Here is a 17,933-nt window from a genome sequence, read left to right as displayed (position 1 = left end):
ACCTGTTACAGAAGTATAAAATCTGCTACTTTTTTCGGCTTACCCATTTATTTCCTTTCAGCCAGAAGCGCCAGGGTAGCAGCGCGTCTTCGCCGGCATACTCTACCCCTATGCGTGGGCCGATGGCTATACTTTCCGCGGGCACTTTAAGGCCTTTGTCTTCTACCCAGATGGTGTTACCGGTCAGGTCTTCGCCGTAATGTTTGCGGTTAATGCCCAGGGCTATACTTAGCACGCCGGGGCCGGCTGTTAAGTTAGGTTTTATACTTGCCATGTTACGCCGCAGCAGCATTTCCTCCACTCCTGTTTCAGGCTCTATCGCTCTTATCAAAACCGCATCGGCTTTTCCCTCTACATTAGTAATAATGTTGAACAGGTTATACATACCATATACTAAATACACGTATGCTACGCCACCTTCCTGGTACATGATTTCGGTGCGCTGGGTGCGGCGGTTCATGTGAGCGTGGCAGGCGCGGTCGTTTTCGCCGGAATAGGCTTCGGTTTCCACGATCATACCACCAGTCAGCATGCCATCAACAGAAGTATACAGGTATTTACCCAACAGGCCCTGGGCTATCTGCACCACATCGGGCCGGGTATAAAAAGAAGCAGGGAGTTTCAAATTGGCTAGGCTTTGGATTTAATATATGCTTGGTACGAAGCTACCACACCTGGGTTTACGGCCGCGCTATAAGTATAATTCAGAATTATAAATTCGTAATTCGTAATTAAATAAACTACTTTTGCTTTCAGATTGGTGGCTTATACTACTTCCGTGGTAAAAGCCTTAAAAGGGAAACAGGTGTAATACCTGTGCTGTTCCCGCAACTGTAATCTTCAAATAAAAGGTAGCCCATACCACAGCCACTGTGCAGCACTTGCCGCATGGGAAGGCGGGTCAACCGAAGAGAGCCAGGAGACCTGCCAGTCCGACAAACATAGTCGTATGCTTTCGGGTAAAAAGCTGCACCGCCTCCGCTACTTACTGCGTTCGCTGTCTCTGCCCTTTTACCTGCCGGCATGCTTCGGGATTTAAGCAACCTTTGCAGTGGCCAGATTTTCGTTTAAAAGCATTGTTTTCCTGTTAGGCCTGTTCGGTGCTGCGCATACCTTGCGTGCGCAACAGGATACCTCACATTACCAGTTGCAGGGCGTAGAAATTTTTGGCCAACCCGCCGAAATATACGCCGCCGGCAGCCGCGTAAGTAGCATAGATAGCAGTTTTCTCAGTACCTACAACAGCACTTCGCTGGCAGCAGCATTGCAGGCGCGCACCCCGCTTTACATCAAATCTTATGGTGTGAGTGGTATTTCGTCTGTTTCTTTCCGGGGAACTATGGCTTCGCACACAGCTGTGCTCTGGAACGGGCTTAACATTTCCAGTCCATCGTTAGGCCAAACTGATCTGGCAGCGTTGCCGCTTGGCGGTGTGGGCACTATAGCCATACAGCATGGCGGGACTGGCGCAATGTATGGCAGCGGTGCTATTGGCGGAGCTATACTGCTAACTTCCCCGGATTATACTTCACAGGGCTTCAGCGGAGAACTGCAACAGGAAGCCGGTAGCTTTGGCCGCTACTACAGCAAGGCTACTTTTAACTATGGCAACGATAAATTTTCGGTTAGTGCAGGCGGCTACAGACTGCAGGCCGAGAACGATTTCAGGTATACAGACTACGCCAGCTTCGGAGCGCCGGAACGTAAACAGGAGCATGCTGCTATACTTCAATATGGATTTACACAGGATCTGGCCTGGAATCTTTCTACAAACAGCAAACTGGCACTGCATAGCTGGTATACTTTCGCTGACCGGGAGCCACAGGCTTCGCTGGGCGCTGCTCATAACAACTCCCGGCAGATTGATAAAAACCTGCGTTTACTGGCCGAGTATACCCTGGGCACTAACTGGGGCGAGACAAGTATAAAAGCAGGCTATTTTAACGACCTCCTGAAGTATACCGCCACAAGTATAAACTCGATAGCAGACATTGCCACCTACCAGTTGCAAGCCGAGCAGACTTATACTTATGGCCGCACCTGGCGCCTGCGCGGAGGCATTAACCTGCAACATTTCGCCGCCAATGTAGATGGGTATAGCCAACCAGAAAAAGAAAACAGAGCATCAGCTTTCGTATTGCTCCGCTACGATCCGATAGAAGCACTAGCTCTTAGCCTGAACCTGCGACAGGCATTTGCAGAAGGTTATAATCCTAACCCTACTCCCACGCTTGGCGCCAACTATAGATTCTACTCAAACAACAATCACCTGTTTTACCTGAAAGGCAATGTAGCAGGCAGTTACCGTGTGCCTACACTAAACGACAGGTTCTGGCAGCCCGGCGGCAACCCTGACCTGAAATCCGAGCAAGGCTGGAACTATGAAACCGGTTTGCAGCACGAGTATACTTCCGGAACATTACACCTTGAGTCGGAGGCCACGGTTTATTACATGCTTGTTGATAACTGGGTACAATGGGTGCCAACTGAACAGGGCTTTTATACGCCTAAAAATTTACAGAAAGTACGCTCTCAAGGTATAGAGATCAGTAGCAGTGCCACAAAGCAGTTAGGGAAAGTAAGTATAACCGCTGCTACAGGCTATACTTATACTTTATCGGAGCAGGTTAAATCGTATGAGGGACCTGAAGAACTGCACAAACAACTGGCTTATGTGCCACTTCATAAAGCTACAGGTGCCCTTAGCGCAGCCTGGCAAAACTGGAGCCTCACTGGTAATGTAAGCTATAACGGCCTCCGTTACACAACCTCCGACAACACCACCAATTTAGCCGCATTTACACTGCTCGACTTAGCTGCCAGCCGCAAATTTATACTTGGCAGCAACACTTTACAGGCATCGGTGCAGGCCAACAACCTGCTAAACACCGAGTACCAGACCATGGAAAACATGCCGATGCCGGGCCGCAACTATGCCATTAACTTTCGCTTTATCATTCCCTAACTATAAAACTCAATTTCTCTAAACTAATGAAAAAGTATAACCCGGTGCGCAGCTTTATGTGGGTTGCAGCGCTTGCCGCACTTACAATATCCGGCTGCAATACCAACTCCGACGATGCGCCAACAGGCGAATATGCCCAGGATGCTGTTTTAATCTCTAACGAGGGAGCTTTTAATAAATCCAATGCTTCTGTCAGTTATTATAACCGCAGTACAGGACAGGTTCAGAATGAGATCTATAGTGCAGCAAACCCTTCTCAGGTACTGGGCGATGTACTGCAAAGTATAAACCTGCACAACGATAAAGCTTACCTGGTGATGAACAACAGTAAAAAAATTACCGTGGTAAATGCCAGCACTTTTAAAGCTGAAGGTGAGATAAATGGCCTGGATGCCCCGCGCTATTTTGCAGCACTCAACAACGAGAAAGGTTATGTAACCGAATGGCTGGCTTACGACCCAAACACCTATCAATATGGTAAAGGCCGTGTCTCTGTCATCGACCTGAAGACTTATACTGTGCTAAAAACCATTGAAGTTGGCGTGCAGCCGGAGCAGCTTGTGATAACAGGTGGCAAAGTATACGTAGCCAACGTAGGCGAAAACGCTGTTACTGTTATTAACACAATTACAGACGCCGTTGAAAAAAATATTATAGTTACGCAAAGCCCGAACAGCCTGGCGTTAGACCAAAACAGTAACCTTTGGGTGATAAGTACAGGCCAGAAAGACTGGCAACTAGATCCTTCCAACTACACACCGGGTGCACTTACAAAAATAAATACAGGCAGTAATACCGTTGAGGCTACTTTACCTTTCAGCAGCAAAACTGCTTTTGCCAGTAAGCTGGCCACCAACGGGGCTAAAAACAAACTATACTTTGAGTACGATAACAAAGTATACCAGCAGGATATAAACGCTACCACACTAAGCACAACTCCGGTAATTAACAGGAGCTTCAGCAGCCTGGGTATCGATCCGGTAAACAACTACATCTACGCCGGCGTGGCACCAGGCTATACTTCAAACGGATGGGTGGTGCGCTTTAACCCAACCGGTGCCGCCCTGGATTCTTTCAGAGTTGGCATTGCACCAAACGGATTTATTTTCCGGTAAGCCAAACTTTAATTTATAAAACGAGAAAGCCCGCTCCTTTTACAGAGCGGGCTTTCTCGTTTTATTTCTGATGAATTTAAGGCCGTTTGTCGCGTTTGCCATCCTGGTTATAGGCGCTGTCGCCAATGGTGGTGCCTTCGCGGCCTTCATAGTATTTATCTTCCAGGTTTGCAGTATCGCTGCTTTGCGAGTAGCCGGATTCTTTCTCTTCAGTACGTTCTATGTCGCTACGCTCGGTATTTGTTTCGCCCGGGTCTGTGCCCGTGCTGCATGCCGATAAGCCAATAGCCGCAGTTGCCGTTAAGGCAATTGCCAGTAAGTTTGCTTTTATGTCTTTTCTATTCATAGTGTTAGCGTCTTTGTAATTCTGTTAAGGCAATTCGTGCTGCCTCTTCCGTTTACGACCGCAAATGCCATAGAGTTAAATTGTATACTTTGGCCCCCACCGGAACGTACACATTACAAACTATAAAAACATCGCCATGAAAGAGAACAAACCCGAAGATAAGCAAGCCAAAACATCTAAAACCATGTCGTCGGATGTAGGCCGTACAGGAAAACAAGAAAGCAGCACACCGGCTCAGCCAAAAGCGCAGCAAAACTCCGGAGGCAAAAGCAGCCAGGCCTTGGAAGACGAAGAAGCAGAAAAAGGCCATTCCTGATATACTTTCAGCGCAATTGCTTTACCTTTGCGTTACACTTTTGCAGATATGAAGAAGCCCGTTATTACATCGCAGCTGAAAACAAAATTTTTGGTTATTGTCCTGATCAGTTTTTTGCTGGCCTCGGCATTGGAGCTTTATACTTTCGGCATTGCCTCAGACTTTTTTTTGCGCTGGCTCCGGTCTTTCTTTGTGTTGTTTACGCTGATAGGCATAACTGTATTGGGCATTGTGCCTGGCATTAACTATGCTGTAAATAAAGCGGCTAACCAGAAATAAACAAAGCACCCCTATAAAAGACAAAAGCCCTGACTGAACAGGGCTTTTGTCTTTTATAAGAACCAAGGCTACTTACAGCCCTACTGTCATATTAGCATAAATTTTGAAGTTCATTGTCGCAACTACAGGCACAGCAGTAGTTGTTCCTTCCAGTTTAAAGGTAACTTTGTTGCCGCCTCTCATCTGGGTAACTAAATCATTTTTAGCAGCTTCATCTGTAATAGCAACCGCTACTTCCTGTCCGTTACCGGCAAGCGCCTTCAGATCTGCGTTGGTAACAGAACCCAATGTTTTATAGTTAGTAGTGCCAGTTACAGCGAACTTCAGAGTACCAGAAACTACAGGCGAAGCACTGCTAGTAAAATTACTCACTGTAAATGTCAGCTTGTCGATCTTAAAGTCATCAATTTTATCCTGATACTTTCTTACGTCCTCAGATCCTGTATCTACATCCTTGGTTGTAGAAAACTGTTGGGAAGCATTTGCCTGCTGATTAATCTGGATTGAAAACTTTTGTGGCACTTCAATATCCTTTGTGAATAGTTTACAGGCTGATACTGCCACAAGTAATACGGCCATAGCCAAGAGTTGTAATTGTTTTTTCATGGTAGATTAATTATGTTGTGTTTCTCAGTTTAAATATGATGTAAATATAATATCATATTTAAAAAATAAAATATATTTAAAATAAAATTTGTTTAAACATATTATATCCAAACACCCACTCTGAACCAGCTCAGCCTCCCGGCTGTTGCTAATACAATCTTTGTTAACATAAAAGAGGTGCAGATTACGTACTTTTGCGCTCTTAAATTTTGCTACCGTTATACTTTTATACTTTGGAGAAGCCAACGATCCTGCTGATTACACCGCCGCTTACACAGCTAAACACGCCATACCCTGCTACTGCTTACCTTAAAGGCTTCCTGAAGGGGCAGGGCTATACGGTTACGCAGGCCGATTTTGGTATTGAGCTCGTGCTGCGCATGTTCACCAAAGCTGGCTTATCCAGAATTTTTGCTGCCATTGAGGAAGGCGATTTTGAGTTATCAGACAATAGCCTGCGCATACTACGTTTGAAGCGCGAGTACCTGAACACCATAGAACCCGTTATCCGTTTCCTCCAGAACAAAGACCTGACACTGGCGCAGCAGATCAGTTACAGCCGTTACTTGCCTGAAGCAGCACGCTTCGACCAGGTAGAAGATGTGGATTGGGCTTTCGGAAGTATGGGCATTACAGACAGGGCACGCTACCTGGCAACTTTATACTTAGAAGATCTCGGCGACCTGATTAAAGAGACTGTTTCTCCGCATTTTGCTTTCAGTCGCTACGCCGAAAAACTGGCTCTGTCTGCTACCTCTTTCGATCCGTTGGAGGAAGAACTGCAGGAAAACCCAGGCCTGCTTGATGAACTGCTGCTGGAATTACTGGAGGAACGAATTCAGGAAGTACAGCCCACTGTAGTTGGTTTATCGATTCCGTTTCCGGGCAATTTGTATGGTGGCCTGCGCCTGGCACAGTACGTTAAGCAAAAATATCCGCCCATAACAACCATGATGGGCGGTGGCTACCCGAACACGGAGTTACGCAGTCTGCGCGAGCCACGCCTGTTCAAGTACATTGATTTTGTAACGCTGGATGATGGTGAAGGCCCGTGGCTGAAGATACTGGAATACCTGCAGGGCCAGCGCCAGGTAGATTTCCTGCAGCGTACGTTTATGCTGCAAAATGGCAAAGTAGAATTTATAAACGGCTGCCTCGATAAAGACATACCACACACCGAAGTAGGCACACCTGATTACAGCGATCTGCCACTGAAAGATTATCTCTCGGTGATAGATGTGATAAACCCGATGCACCGCCTCTGGAGCGATGGCCGCTGGAACAAATTAACCGTGGCACACGGCTGTTACTGGAAACGCTGCTCTTTCTGCGACATCACGCTGGATTATATTTCGCGCTACGAAACGGCGCCGGCTACACTCCTGGTAGACCGCATTGAACAGATAATTGCCCAGACGGGCCAGACCGGCTTTCATTTTGTAGATGAGGCCGCGCCACCTGTTGCCCTGCGCGACCTGGCCATTGAGTTGCTGCGCCGTGGCGTAAAAATTACCTGGTGGGGGAACATCCGCTTCGAAAAAACTTTTACACCTGATTTGTGCCGCTTATTGGCCGCCTCGGGTTGTATTGCTGTTTCGGGTGGTTTGGAAGTAGCCTCTGATCGTTTGCTTACCCTGATGGCGAAAGGCGTAAGTATAGCCCAGGTAGCCCGCGTTACCGATAGCTTTACACAGGCCGGCATTATGGTGCACGCCTACCTCATGTATGGATTCCCTACACAAACAGCTCAGGAAACGATAGATTCTCTGGAAGTAGTGCGCCAGTTGTTTCTGAACAATGTGATACAGTCGGGTTACTGGCACCGCTTTAGTATGACGGCGCATAGCCCGGTTGGTAAAAACCCGGAGAAGTATGGCGTAGTTAAAGTTGGGCCACCCGAAGGCGATTTTGCCAACAACGACCTTTGGCACAACGACCCGCAAGGAGCCGACCACAATTTATTTGGTCCCGGCCTGAGCAAAGCCTTATACAATTACATGCACGGCGTTGCCCTAGAAGAACCACTATCATTCTGGTTTGATTTTAAAGTGCCGCGCACTACCGAAAAACCGAGCATGATTGCCGGAGCCATACAAGCGCCGCATCGCCCGGATAGTACGCGCACTGGTGCGCGCCTGCTTTGGCTGGGCAACATTCCGGAAGTTGAGTTTACTATGATCGCTAAAAAAGGCCAGACAATAGAGCGTTGCGAACTCACTTTTTACGAAAAGGCAGAAGATTTCCAGATAAAGACAACCGCTACGATTGGCCAGTGGCTGCTGGAGTCGCTTCAGAAGATAACACCCGAAAACACCGAAGCATTTACACTAAAGCAACTGGAAGAAACTTTCCCGGCAGAAGCGCATCTTAACTTTAATGAGTTTATGGCTTCTCCAACCTGGTTTGAGTTAAGAGAGAAGGAATTATTATTGCTTTAATTTCATTTATAGAAGTCAAAAAAGCCGGAGCATGAGCTGTTCCGGCTTTTTTTATCTTATTTTTTTCGGATGGTGCAACCAACGCAGTAGCAAATGCATCTTATAGTTAGAAAGCAGGCAATTTTTCTGCGTCCTGTTTTTCAAGCTACCTACCAATCTACCTATAAAACTATGGAATTACCTGGTCCTGCCTCTTCCCTACCGGAAGGGGTGGGGTACAACCAGTTTATACTTCGCGCTGCATGTATAGGTCGCGTTGCACATCCTGTCCAAGAATAAACTCCAGTTCTCCTACTTCCCTGAAACCATATTTTTGGTAAAAGCGCATGGCCCGCTCATTATGCTCCCATACTGTAAGCCACACTACATCATGTCCGTTTTGCTTAGCCTTCTCTATACTTAGCTGCATCAGCTGGTCGCCCAAACCTTTACCAAGCCATAGTTTAGAAATATACAACCGGTTAATCTGCAGCGGATTCTTTGCCTGAATGGCAGCCGGCGCAGCGCCTGTATTCAGCTTCAGGTAAGCAATCGCCTCTCCTGCAGCTTCCACTATAACAAATTCCGTAGCAGGGTCGGCAAGTTCAGCAGCCTGCAATTCGGGGCTATACATGGTTTTATGGAAAGCCGCCATATCTTCCGGTTTGTTATAGGCAGCAAATGTTTCGTTAAAAGTCTGCCAGCCCAGCCGGGCTAAAAGTATAGCATCAGCAGTTGTACCCTTTCGGAAAGTATAAGCTATGTTTTGTGCCATGTTGCAGATGTATAGTATGCTTGCAAAGATAAGCGATTGAAACACTTCCTGATAATTGTAACTACCTACTGACAAAAGTCATTGCTGGCATTAACATAGGTCATAGCCTGAAGCTAGTTTATACTTTAATATTATGATGTTAAATCTCTAAGCAATAACATTATGAAAAAGCTATTTTTAACAGCAATGGCAGCGACAGGCGCTTTGCTGTTATCCTGTAACTCAACAGAACAACAAACCGCAGCTACTACCGAAGTAGAACAAAGTGCAACCGATGCGCAGGCATCTGCAGGGCAATCTGCTGTGCAGGACGATGAGTCTCAGAAAAATGTGGTACAGGTTGCCGCGTCTTCGCCAGACCACACCACATTAGTACAAGCCGTAAAGACAGCAGAATTAGTAGATGTGCTTTCCAATGCCGGACCATTTACGGTATTTGCGCCAACCAATGCGGCTTTCGAAAAGCTACCAAAAGGTACTGTAGAAGGCTTGCTTGAACCAGAAAAGCGCAGCGACCTCCGTAACATTCTTCAATACCATGTGTATGTTGGCATTTTAAACGCCGAAAGTTTTGAAGATGGGCAGAGCCTGGGGCAGGTAAATGGTGGCCGCGTGACAATGGGAGTTAAAGATGGAAAAGTAACTGTAAATGGTGCCAATATTGTAGCATCTATACCAACATCAAATGGCGTGATCCATGTAATTGACCAGGTTTTGCTACCCCAGTAACAACTATAATGTAAAAAAATAGCGCCCCGGTAAAAATACCGGGGCGCTATTTTTAATTTAACAAGGTACGTTCTGATGCCAGAAAATATGCTATTTCATGTAGGCTTCTCTGGCAGCTTTAAATTCAGAGCCGGTTTTCCATTTTGGCCACTCTCCTGCCACTGAAAGGCGTTTACCCACCTGGAAAAGCAAGGTCAGGTCTTCTACAGCTCCATCCATTACATAACCGTCATGCACTTCATCAGAAGGTTTATGGTAATAGTTTGCATAAAAAGCGTCTAACTGCTGCTTGCCATATTCTTTGCCTTTGTCTACAACATCAATACCCGGGCCAATAAACAAGGCCGGAATACCGATTTTAGCGAAGTTGAAATGGTCAGATCTATAGTATAAACCGGCCTCGGGGTTAGGCTCTGCGGCCACGTAACGGCCTACTTTCTTGCCTTCCTCAGCTAAATAATCCTCCAACTCTGATTGCCCCATTCCGAAAAGCACAATGTCTTTTGTTCTGCCATATGAGTTCAGCATATCCATGTTAATGTTGGCCACTGATTTCTCTTTCGGGAATACCGGGTTTTGAGCATAGTAGGCTGAGCCCCAAAGCCCCTGCTCCTCAGCTGTAACGGCCAGAAACACGATGCTTCTTTCAGGTTTTACCGGGAGACTTTTAAATGCTTTTGCTATTTCAAGCAAGCCGGCAACGCCGCTTGCATCATCAACTGCGCCGTTATAAATGCTATCGCCTGTGGCATCTGCTTTTCCGTAGCCCAGGTGATCCCAGTGAGCGGAGTAGATGATATTTTCTTCAGGGTTCTTAGTGCCTGTGATCTTGGCTATGAAATTGTGAGACTTATCATACTTTGTTTTTACCATCATGGAAGTGCTCACCTTCATTTTCAGAGGCACTGGTTTTGCACCGGGTTTGGCGGCACTGTTTACCAGCGTAGCATAATCCATACCGGCAGCAGCTAACAGTTTTTTTCCAACTTCATTAGACACCCAACCTTCCATGGCGCACTTATAAGTTTCCTTCCCTCTGGAGTCTAAGTATAGTTTAGAGGTATTCCAGTTGTTCTGCACTATTTCAAACCCGTAGCCAGCCGGCTTGGTGTCGTGTATGATCAGGCAGCCTTTAGCACCCTGCCGGGCAGCTTCTTCAAATTTATAGGTCCAGCGGCCATAGTAGGTCATGGCGTTACCTTTGAAAGCGTTTGGAGTCTGGGCATAAAAGCCTGGATCGTTTACCAGCACTACCACCACTTTATCCTTTACATCAAGCCCGGCATAGTCGTTCCAGTTATATTCTGGCGCCACAATACCGAAACCGGCAAATACTAGTTCGCTTTGCTCAATCTTAACCGACGGATCGGTACGTTTGGTCCAGATAACGTAATCCTTGCGGCCTTCCAGCTTAAACTCCTGCTTGCCTTTAATGGTCATGGTTGAGCTGGCTGTTGTGTTTACATCTACCATCGGCACTTCCTGCACATAGCTATTGCCATTTCCGGGTTCCAGGCCAAGCGCCTTAAACTCACGCTCCAGGTAAGCGAGCGTCTTTTTCTCACCGTTTGTAAAGGGCTTACGGCCTTCCAGCTCATCCGCAGAAACTTCCCGCAGGTACTTACCAAAGCTTTCTGTAGTAAGTGTCGCGGCTTTTGTAGCAGTGCCGGCTTCTTCAGCTTTTGTACTGGCATCGGCTGTTTTCGTGCTGACAACGGAAGACTGGCAGGCAGGTATCAGGCAGACAGCAACAGGCAGGCAAAGAAGTATAAATCGTTTTAACATGTTAGTCCTGTTTAGTTAAAGTATAAATATATTAGACGAGGGTCTGGTATCAAAAAAACGAAGGGCTGTTATCATTACATAACAGCCCTTTAAAGTATAGTATGTTAATCGCGCTTCGATTTTATCAACTGGCGCAGCTCGGCCAGCTCATCTCTATACTTGGCAGCCTGTAAAAAGTCGAGGTCTTTGGCGGCGGCTTCCATCTGCTTTTCTGTTTTCTTGATGAGTTTTTCCATTTCGTCGCGCTTCATCATTTGAATAACAGGTTCTGCTGCCAGCGATACTTCTTCCGGACCGGCATACATTTTCACCTCTTTCTTCTTAGAATCGGCAACGGAAGTCTGCTCATAAATCTCGTCTTTCGATTTCAGTACAGTGCGCGGTGTAATGCCATGTTCTTCGTTGTAAGCCATCTGGGTAGCGCGGCGGCGATTGGTTTCATCAATAGCACGCTGCATGGAACCCGTCATGCGGTCGGCATACATGATTACCTTGCCTTTTTCGTTTCGGGCAGCACGGCCCATCGTTTGTATAAGCGAGCGCTGATCGCGCAGGAAGCCTTCTTTATCAGCATCAAGTATGGCCACTAAACTTACCTCGGGCAAATCCAGACCTTCGCGCAAGAGGTTCACGCCTATCAGCACATCAATCTCGCCCAGGCGCAGCTCGCGCAGAATTTCCACGCGGTCCAGAGTTTTTACTTCGGAGTGCAGGTATTTTACTTTTATGTTCAGCCTTTCCATGTACTTGGACAGCTCTTCCGACATACGCTTGGTTAGTGTAGTTACCAGCACGCGGGCTCCGGCTTTTATGCGTTCATCCACCTCATCAAGCAAGTCATCTACCTGGTTTGTACTTGGGCGCACTTCAATTTCAGGGTCAAGCAAACCTGTAGGTCGTATGATCTGCTCTACCACCACCCCTTCCGATTTCTGGATCTCATAATCGCCGGGCGTGGCACTAACAAACACCACCTGGTGCATCATACTTTCGAACTCGTTAAAAGTAAGCGGGCGGTTATCCATGGCAGCCGGCAATCGGAAACCATACTCTACCAGGGCTACTTTTCTGGAGCGGTCGCCGCCCCACATGGCGCGTACCTGCGGAACAGTTACGTGGCTCTCGTCTATCACCATCAGGAAATCATCCGGAAAATAATCGAGCAAACAGAACGGGCGCGCACCCGGTGCACGACGGTCGAAGTAGCGCGAGTAGTTTTCTATACCAGAGCAGTACCCTAATTCGCGGATCATCTCGAGGTCGAACTCGGTACGTTCTTTAATGCGTTTGGCTTCTGCCGGGCGGTCTTCTTTCAGGAAATACTCGTGCTGCGCTACCATGTCGTACTGGATCTCGTGGATAGCCTGCTGCAATGTATCTTTTCCGGTTACAAAGAGGTTAGCAGGATAAAGGGTAATTGCTTTTTCATCCGATAGCTTTTTACCTGATGCAGGATCAATACGGTGTATCTGCTCCAGTTCATCGCCGAAAAAGTATAGCCTGTAAGCAAAATCTGCATAAGCCGGAAAAATATCTACCGTATCGCCTTTAACCCGGAACGTTCCACGTGTGAACTCAGCTTCGGTGCGGCTATAGAGAATCTGCACAAAAGTATAAAGCAGGTTGTTACGGCTGTAGCGTTGCCCCGGTGCCAGGTGAATAACGTTCTTGCCAAACTCCTCCGGGTTACCAATACCATAAATACAGGACACTGAAGCAATCACGATAACATCGCGGCGGCCCGAAAGCAGCGCTGATGTAGTATGTAAACGTAGCTTCTCGATTTCCTCATTTATAGCCAGGTCTTTCTCGATAAATACATCCGATGAGGCTATGTATGCCTCTGGCTGGTAGTAATCGTAGTATGAGATAAAGTATTCTACCGCATTGTTGGGGAAGAATTGCTTGAACTCGCCATAAAGCTGGGCGGCCAATGTTTTGTTGTGGCAAAGTACCAGCGCAGGCTTTCCTGTTTGCTGAATAACGTTGGCCATGGTAAAGGTTTTACCTGTACCTGTAGCGCCCAGAAGCACTTGTGCCTGCTCGCCACGCCTAACGCCATCGACCAGCTGCTCTATTGCTTTCGGCTGATCGCCGGTTGGTTTAAATTCTGAAGTTAGCTGAAAATCCATTCGTTGATTTTACGAAAAGTAAAGATATACTATAACACCAAAACAACACTGTAAGTTTAGCTTTTACAGATATTATAAGTATAAGTTATGGTGCCCTTAAAATGCAAAAAGCCCACCACAGGGGCGGGCCTTTAGACAAACTCACTCATCTAATCAATCAAAAATCTATCTATTATCTTTCGCCGGTTGGTACGGCATCACAAACTCGTTTTATAGTTACTGCCGGGTACATTACGGTAACTGCCACACACCTTGGGCTACGCTCGCCATTGGTATCCATTGCTACATTTAAGCGGCGGCCTGCCTGCTGGTACTCCAGCGGTAAATTATCGGTGGTAACATAACCAGCCTGCAGCGGCCCGGTGTAATCCTGCGTATTCTGAACTATAAAATTCTCATCGAGTACATGAAGCAGGTACCAGCCATTTTCGCAATCGGCGCCTACTACCTCTACCTGCAGGCAAAGCGGCTCCGGATCATTTTCGGAGCACCCGAACATTACCACCGAAAGGCAGAAGCAAAGCAGATTGAGGTAAAAGCTTCTTTTCATAGTTTTATTTTGTACCAAGCGCGTTTTGCTAACGCGGGCATATGCAGTTGCTCTTGAATTAAGGGTTAGGTATAAGAAATCTGGTTAGGCAGCAGCTTCTTTACCACAACTACACACGCCCTGTGTTAGCAATTTTTTATTATCGTTTTAAGTAATAAGTATCGGTAAACAAAGCATCGGGGTCTCGGCCGGTAAAGGAAGTTACCAATACCATACTTCGTGCATTTAAATCCCGTACTGTAAACCTCCCCGACCAGCCGGAAGCCTTTAATTCAAATCCTCCGGCAATGGTATATTCTATTTTATACTTCTCTTTAACTGACGAAGCATTCGGTATGCCGTTTTTTACCAGGAAAGCACTGTCGGCCCGGAATTCAAAATAATCGAGCCCGGTACCTGTGTAAGTGGTTGTGCTGCAATTATTATTGCGACACAGGCTGTAATCAATTCGTTCTAAAGCCCACTTACCCTGCACAGCAGATTGTATATCTTGTCGCAGCAAGGCCGGCGAAAGATCTTGTTTCTCGCAGCCAGCTAAAGCAATTGCCAGCATACAGGCCACTACAGCCTGGTAAGGTTTTCTCATAATTTCAGGAGCAGGTAATGCAGCAACGGCTGGCATAAAACATGCGCTAAGCACCATGCCTATTATATAACCGATGCAAAAAGGAGCACTAATAACACAAACCAGCCCGACAAATTAAAGATTGTTACCGCATCAGATAGCGCAGCATTAAACATTGCTTTCATAGGCTACCGGGTAGTTAAACTGTTACTATTCTCTTTACTATCTACATGATTCCGGTTGCGGCCTTATGGTTGCAAGAGCTTGAAAAAATTTGCAATTATTTTTTACCGAGCTGGTAATTTACGGCCATGTTCAGGCCAAGCGAGTATGGTTTGCCCTGGGTGGCAACGGCTTTGTCAGGGTTTTCGATTAAGGTGCTCAGGAAACTGCGCATTTCAGGGCCAAAGGATACAGTAACCACATCAGAAATACGCTTGCCCACTCCCATCGACATATTCCCCGAAAACTGCATGCGGCGGAACGGTGATTCTGATTCTTTGCTATACGCTACCGACTGTACTTCTTTTGTATCTGCATCAATACTGGCCTTCATCAGGAAGTTGGCTGCCATGCCACCGGCTGCATACCAGTACCATTTTTTAGTAATATTACCTTCGTACTGCAGCCCTAAGGGCAACGTCAGGAATTCGTAGCGGTAATCTACATCAAAAGCATTTTTAGTGCGCGCCACGCTGATGGAGTCGGTTGTAAAGTTGTTGTTAAGCGATGGCAGGAAAACCGTGGAAGGTGCCAGCTGCGAACGCTCGCCAGAGTATGGTTTAAACAGAAACTGCTTAATAACATAATTGGTTTTGGTGCGTGCGGTGTTCTGGCTGTAGCCTAAACCGGTTAAAAGCTTCAGCTTATTTTTAAGCTTAAAACCTGCTTTCACATCCACTGAATACGAAAAAGCTGGTTTGGTATTTTTGGCAAACTCATCGCGAGCTTCCTCCATATTATCTGACGTTGCGCTTGAGATGGAAGGGCCCTTAGCAGCAAAGCTGCGTTGATTAACGGCAACCATCATGCGTTCCGGCAAACCAATGTTCTGCTCAAAGTATGAAGGTGCATAAGCCATACTTACGTTCCAGCGGCTGTTTCCGCCGGCAACATCTTTTTCAGATCCGCCACCAGCTTCTTTGTTTAGGGCCAGCACCAGTGCTTCGTTCTGTTTTTGCAGATTCTTATTTCCCTGCTGAAGTTGTTTATCTATACTTTGTGCAGCATTGGAGTTAGCATCAGGATTTAACAGTAATTGCTGAGCCGCCGTTTTATAGTAGCTATTAATGGAGGAAGGCACTGCAGCAATAGCACGGCTTGCCGATGGAAACAACGTATTTTGCTGTGGCTGAACCAGTGTGCTTTCATCTGTTGCAAGTGTTGCTCCAACTGTAATCATTGAGTTCGGTACACTGGTTTCTGTGTTAACCTGTGGTTTTGGTGCGCCTATACTTCTTGTATCAACTAAGCTATTAGAAGTATAAGCACTTTCTTTCTGCTTTTGAAATGACGCCGCAGTTGAGTTAGAAGCATAATTGCCCAGCTGTGAATTTTGGCTCGCCACATTTTGCGAGGGCACATCTGCAATTGCTATACTTTCAGAAACGCTACTGTTTATACTTTGCTCTGTAACTGGTGTCGCATTATTTATACTTGAAACAGCATCTATACTTTGTTGCGGATTTATACTTTCCTGCTCCGGTACTGCTTCGCTTTTCAGGGTCTTTTCAGGAGCAGCAGTAGCTGTATTTGAAGCTATACCTGGCTGCAGGCCAGTGCTTGTTAGCGCATCCTGCCTAAAGTGGTAGAAAAACGCTGCACCTGCTACCATTAACAGGGCAATGCATGCGGCGGCCAACTGGCGGTAAAATACCAGCCTGTTTTTATACTTTGAGTTTTCCTGCACCGTCAGTTCATGGTCTATACGCGACCAGATATCAGGGGCAGGCTGCGCCTCAGCGTCGTGCAAGCGGCGCCAGAATTCCTGCTCCAGGTTCCCGTGCTTCTGTTTATCTGCTGATGACATTTTCTTTATATGGTTTATCTTGCCGTGCCAGCATATTCTGCAATATGGCTCGTGCACGCGAAAACTGCGATTTAGATGTTCCCTCTGAGATTCCGAGCATTTCGCCTATCTCTTTATGGTTGTAGCCTTCTATAGCGTAGAGGTTAAATACCATCCGGTAGCGTGGTGCCAGGCCCTGGATCATACCTAGCAACTCATCGAGGCTGTAGTCGCTTAAATTTGTCGCTTCGGCTGCCACACTTACCGCTTCTTCCGTTTCATGTGAAACTGTCAGCAGCTGTTTTTGCCGCAAAAGTTTCAGGGCCGTGTTTATCATGATCCTCCTGATCCAGAACTCCAACGGGCAGTCTTTTTTAAAGTTCTGCAGGTTATTGAACACCTTTACAAAGCCTTCCTGCATGATGTCTTCTGCCTCGAAAGAAGTTGGTGCATAACGCAAACAGATCACCATCATCTTTTTAGAATACAGTTCATACAAAAGCCGTTGCATATCCCGTTTGCCGGCAATGCACCCTTCTATGAGCTTATCCTCGTCTGACTTTGGTTTAGTAAAAAGCTTCAAATGCTGCCTGTTTAGAGCCTCTCTCCCATAGGATGCCATTTAGCCTACCAATGGTTGCAAGCACTGTTAATTATTTTCTTTTATCAGGCAGACAAAGTGATTAATTAAGCTACCTGTTGTATTAGCCTCTGTAAATATATTAAAATACAAGGCAAAACAGATAGTATAGCTTATTGAAGGCTGTAAAAATTTCTACACAACTACTTAAGTATAAATAGCATACTTTACAAAATAGAAGAAGCCTCCTTTATAGGGAGGCTTCTTCTATCATCTTAATAAACACAACAGCTAAATTTTATTTCATTCATGCCAGATCTTACATCATGTTCATGAATAATAATTTGTACAGAATTACAGCCACTACAGATGCGATCAGCATCCAGGCGTATAAAACAATCTTGTAAGCAGCGGTAAATGTGGCAGTATCTCCGTTAAGCTCTTCGTAAGCCTGCAGGCGTGCCTGGCCAAGTATATTTTTAGAAAGTAAGTGAGAAGAAAAGCTCAGGCCAATCGCCACTATAACCACATCATCCAGGAAACCGAAAACAGGCACATAATCGGGCACAAAGTCTATCGGGCTGATAGAATAGCCAATTACAAAGGCCAGCAGCAGGCGCACATACCATTGCACACGACCATCGCGGTAAGATAAGTACAGAGCGTAAAGCTCGGTGTTAAGTTCCTGGGTTTTCTGCTTAAGGGTGTGTAGCTGTGCCATGGCATAAGAGGTAGAGTGTCTGCTATTTTACGAGACCAGGGCAC

The 17,933-nt window shown here is 46.4% G+C and carries 17 protein-coding genes and 1 riboswitch; of the genes, 6 read left to right on the top strand and 11 right to left on the bottom strand.

The features are described 5' to 3' along the window. Positions 1-25 precede the first annotated feature (25 nt). Positions 26-625 (bottom strand): DNA-3-methyladenine glycosylase, encoded by a 600-nt coding sequence (locus tag LWP20_RS03105; protein WP_242926649.1) that lies wholly within the window; start codon positions 623-625, stop codon positions 26-28. Positions 626-741: 116 nt separating this feature from the next. Then, positions 742-946: riboswitch (cobalamin riboswitch) on the top strand. 105 nt (positions 947-1,051) lie between these two features. Here LWP20_RS03105 and LWP20_RS03100 point away from each other — a divergent pair. After that, on the top strand, positions 1,052-2,965 hold the full coding sequence (locus LWP20_RS03100) for a TonB-dependent receptor (protein ID WP_242926648.1): 1,914 nt from the start codon (positions 1,052-1,054) through the stop codon (positions 2,963-2,965). Between the two features lie 26 nt (positions 2,966-2,991). Further along, positions 2,992-4,080: a YncE family protein gene (locus LWP20_RS03095; RefSeq protein WP_242926647.1), complete on the top strand. Its 1,089-nt coding sequence runs from the start codon at positions 2,992-2,994 to the stop codon at positions 4,078-4,080. Between the two features lie 76 nt (positions 4,081-4,156). Here the strand turns inward: LWP20_RS03095 and LWP20_RS03090 are convergent, their stop codons facing one another. After that, positions 4,157-4,426 (bottom strand): hypothetical protein, encoded by a 270-nt coding sequence (locus LWP20_RS03090; protein ID WP_242926646.1) that lies wholly within the window; start codon positions 4,424-4,426, stop codon positions 4,157-4,159. A gap of 136 nt (positions 4,427-4,562) precedes the next feature. On the opposite strand from LWP20_RS03090, the gene LWP20_RS03085 reads away from it, so the two are divergent. Together LWP20_RS03085 and LWP20_RS03080 are read left to right on the top strand one after the other, a co-directional pair. Continuing rightward, positions 4,563-4,742 (top strand): hypothetical protein, encoded by a 180-nt coding sequence (locus tag LWP20_RS03085; RefSeq protein ID WP_242926645.1) that lies wholly within the window; start codon positions 4,563-4,565, stop codon positions 4,740-4,742. A 48-nt stretch (positions 4,743-4,790) separates the two neighbouring features. After that, positions 4,791-5,021: a DUF2798 domain-containing protein gene (locus tag LWP20_RS03080; protein WP_242926644.1), complete on the top strand. Its 231-nt coding sequence runs from the start codon at positions 4,791-4,793 to the stop codon at positions 5,019-5,021. Between the two features lie 72 nt (positions 5,022-5,093). On the opposite strand, the gene LWP20_RS03075 is transcribed toward LWP20_RS03080, so the two are convergent. Beyond that, the gene (locus LWP20_RS03075; protein WP_242926643.1) at positions 5,094-5,627 is read right to left on the bottom strand and encodes a hypothetical protein; all 534 of its coding nucleotides are present in this window, start codon (positions 5,625-5,627) and stop codon (positions 5,094-5,096) included. A 233-nt stretch (positions 5,628-5,860) separates the two neighbouring features. Between LWP20_RS03075 and LWP20_RS03070 the strand changes: the two genes are divergently transcribed. Beyond that, on the top strand, positions 5,861-8,065 hold the full coding sequence (locus LWP20_RS03070) for a B12-binding domain-containing radical SAM protein (protein WP_242926642.1): 2,205 nt from the start codon (positions 5,861-5,863) through the stop codon (positions 8,063-8,065). A gap of 226 nt (positions 8,066-8,291) precedes the next feature. Here the strand turns inward: LWP20_RS03070 and LWP20_RS03065 are convergent, their stop codons facing one another. Beyond that, the gene (locus LWP20_RS03065; protein WP_242926641.1) at positions 8,292-8,819 is read right to left on the bottom strand and encodes a GNAT family N-acetyltransferase; all 528 of its coding nucleotides are present in this window, start codon (positions 8,817-8,819) and stop codon (positions 8,292-8,294) included. Between the two features lie 162 nt (positions 8,820-8,981). Here LWP20_RS03065 and LWP20_RS03060 point away from each other — a divergent pair, with 162 nt between their 5' ends. Next, the gene (locus LWP20_RS03060) at positions 8,982-9,548 is read left to right on the top strand and encodes a fasciclin domain-containing protein (protein WP_242926640.1); all 567 of its coding nucleotides are present in this window, start codon (positions 8,982-8,984) and stop codon (positions 9,546-9,548) included. 90 nt (positions 9,549-9,638) lie between these two features. On the opposite strand, the gene LWP20_RS03055 is transcribed toward LWP20_RS03060, so the two are convergent. The 7 genes from LWP20_RS03055 to LWP20_RS03025 form a co-directional block, all read right to left on the bottom strand. Continuing rightward, entirely contained in the window at positions 9,639-11,333 is a 1,695-nt protein-coding gene (locus tag LWP20_RS03055) for a M28 family metallopeptidase (RefSeq protein WP_242926639.1), read from the bottom strand. A 104-nt stretch (positions 11,334-11,437) separates the two neighbouring features. Continuing rightward, positions 11,438-13,465 (bottom strand): excinuclease ABC subunit UvrB, encoded by a 2,028-nt coding sequence (gene uvrB / locus LWP20_RS03050; protein ID WP_242926638.1) that lies wholly within the window; start codon positions 13,463-13,465, stop codon positions 11,438-11,440. A gap of 172 nt (positions 13,466-13,637) precedes the next feature. Beyond that, positions 13,638-14,015: a hypothetical protein gene (locus LWP20_RS03045; RefSeq protein ID WP_242926637.1), complete on the bottom strand. Its 378-nt coding sequence runs from the start codon at positions 14,013-14,015 to the stop codon at positions 13,638-13,640. Positions 14,016-14,154: 139 nt separating this feature from the next. Next, positions 14,155-14,601 (bottom strand): hypothetical protein, encoded by a 447-nt coding sequence (locus LWP20_RS03040; RefSeq protein ID WP_242926636.1) that lies wholly within the window; start codon positions 14,599-14,601, stop codon positions 14,155-14,157. A 259-nt stretch (positions 14,602-14,860) separates the two neighbouring features. Further along, complete coding sequence (locus LWP20_RS03035) at positions 14,861-16,609, bottom strand: outer membrane beta-barrel protein (RefSeq protein WP_242926635.1); 1,749 nt, start codon at positions 16,607-16,609, stop codon at positions 14,861-14,863. Continuing rightward, on the bottom strand, positions 16,593-17,171 hold the full coding sequence (locus LWP20_RS03030) for an RNA polymerase sigma factor (RefSeq protein ID WP_242926634.1): 579 nt from the start codon (positions 17,169-17,171) through the stop codon (positions 16,593-16,595). Before LWP20_RS03030 ends, LWP20_RS03035 begins: the two co-directional genes overlap by 17 nt. 316 nt (positions 17,172-17,487) lie before the next feature. After that, positions 17,488-17,889, bottom strand: a complete 402-nt coding sequence (locus LWP20_RS03025) for a YkvA family protein (protein ID WP_242926633.1) — start codon at positions 17,887-17,889, stop codon at positions 17,488-17,490. Positions 17,890-17,933 lie beyond the last annotated feature (44 nt).

The organism is Pontibacter vulgaris, assembly GCF_022758145.1.
Lineage (GTDB): Bacteria > Bacteroidota > Bacteroidia > Cytophagales > Hymenobacteraceae > Pontibacter > Pontibacter vulgaris.
Note: the sequence above shows the minus strand (reverse complement) of the source record. Positions and strands in the feature narration are given on the sequence as shown.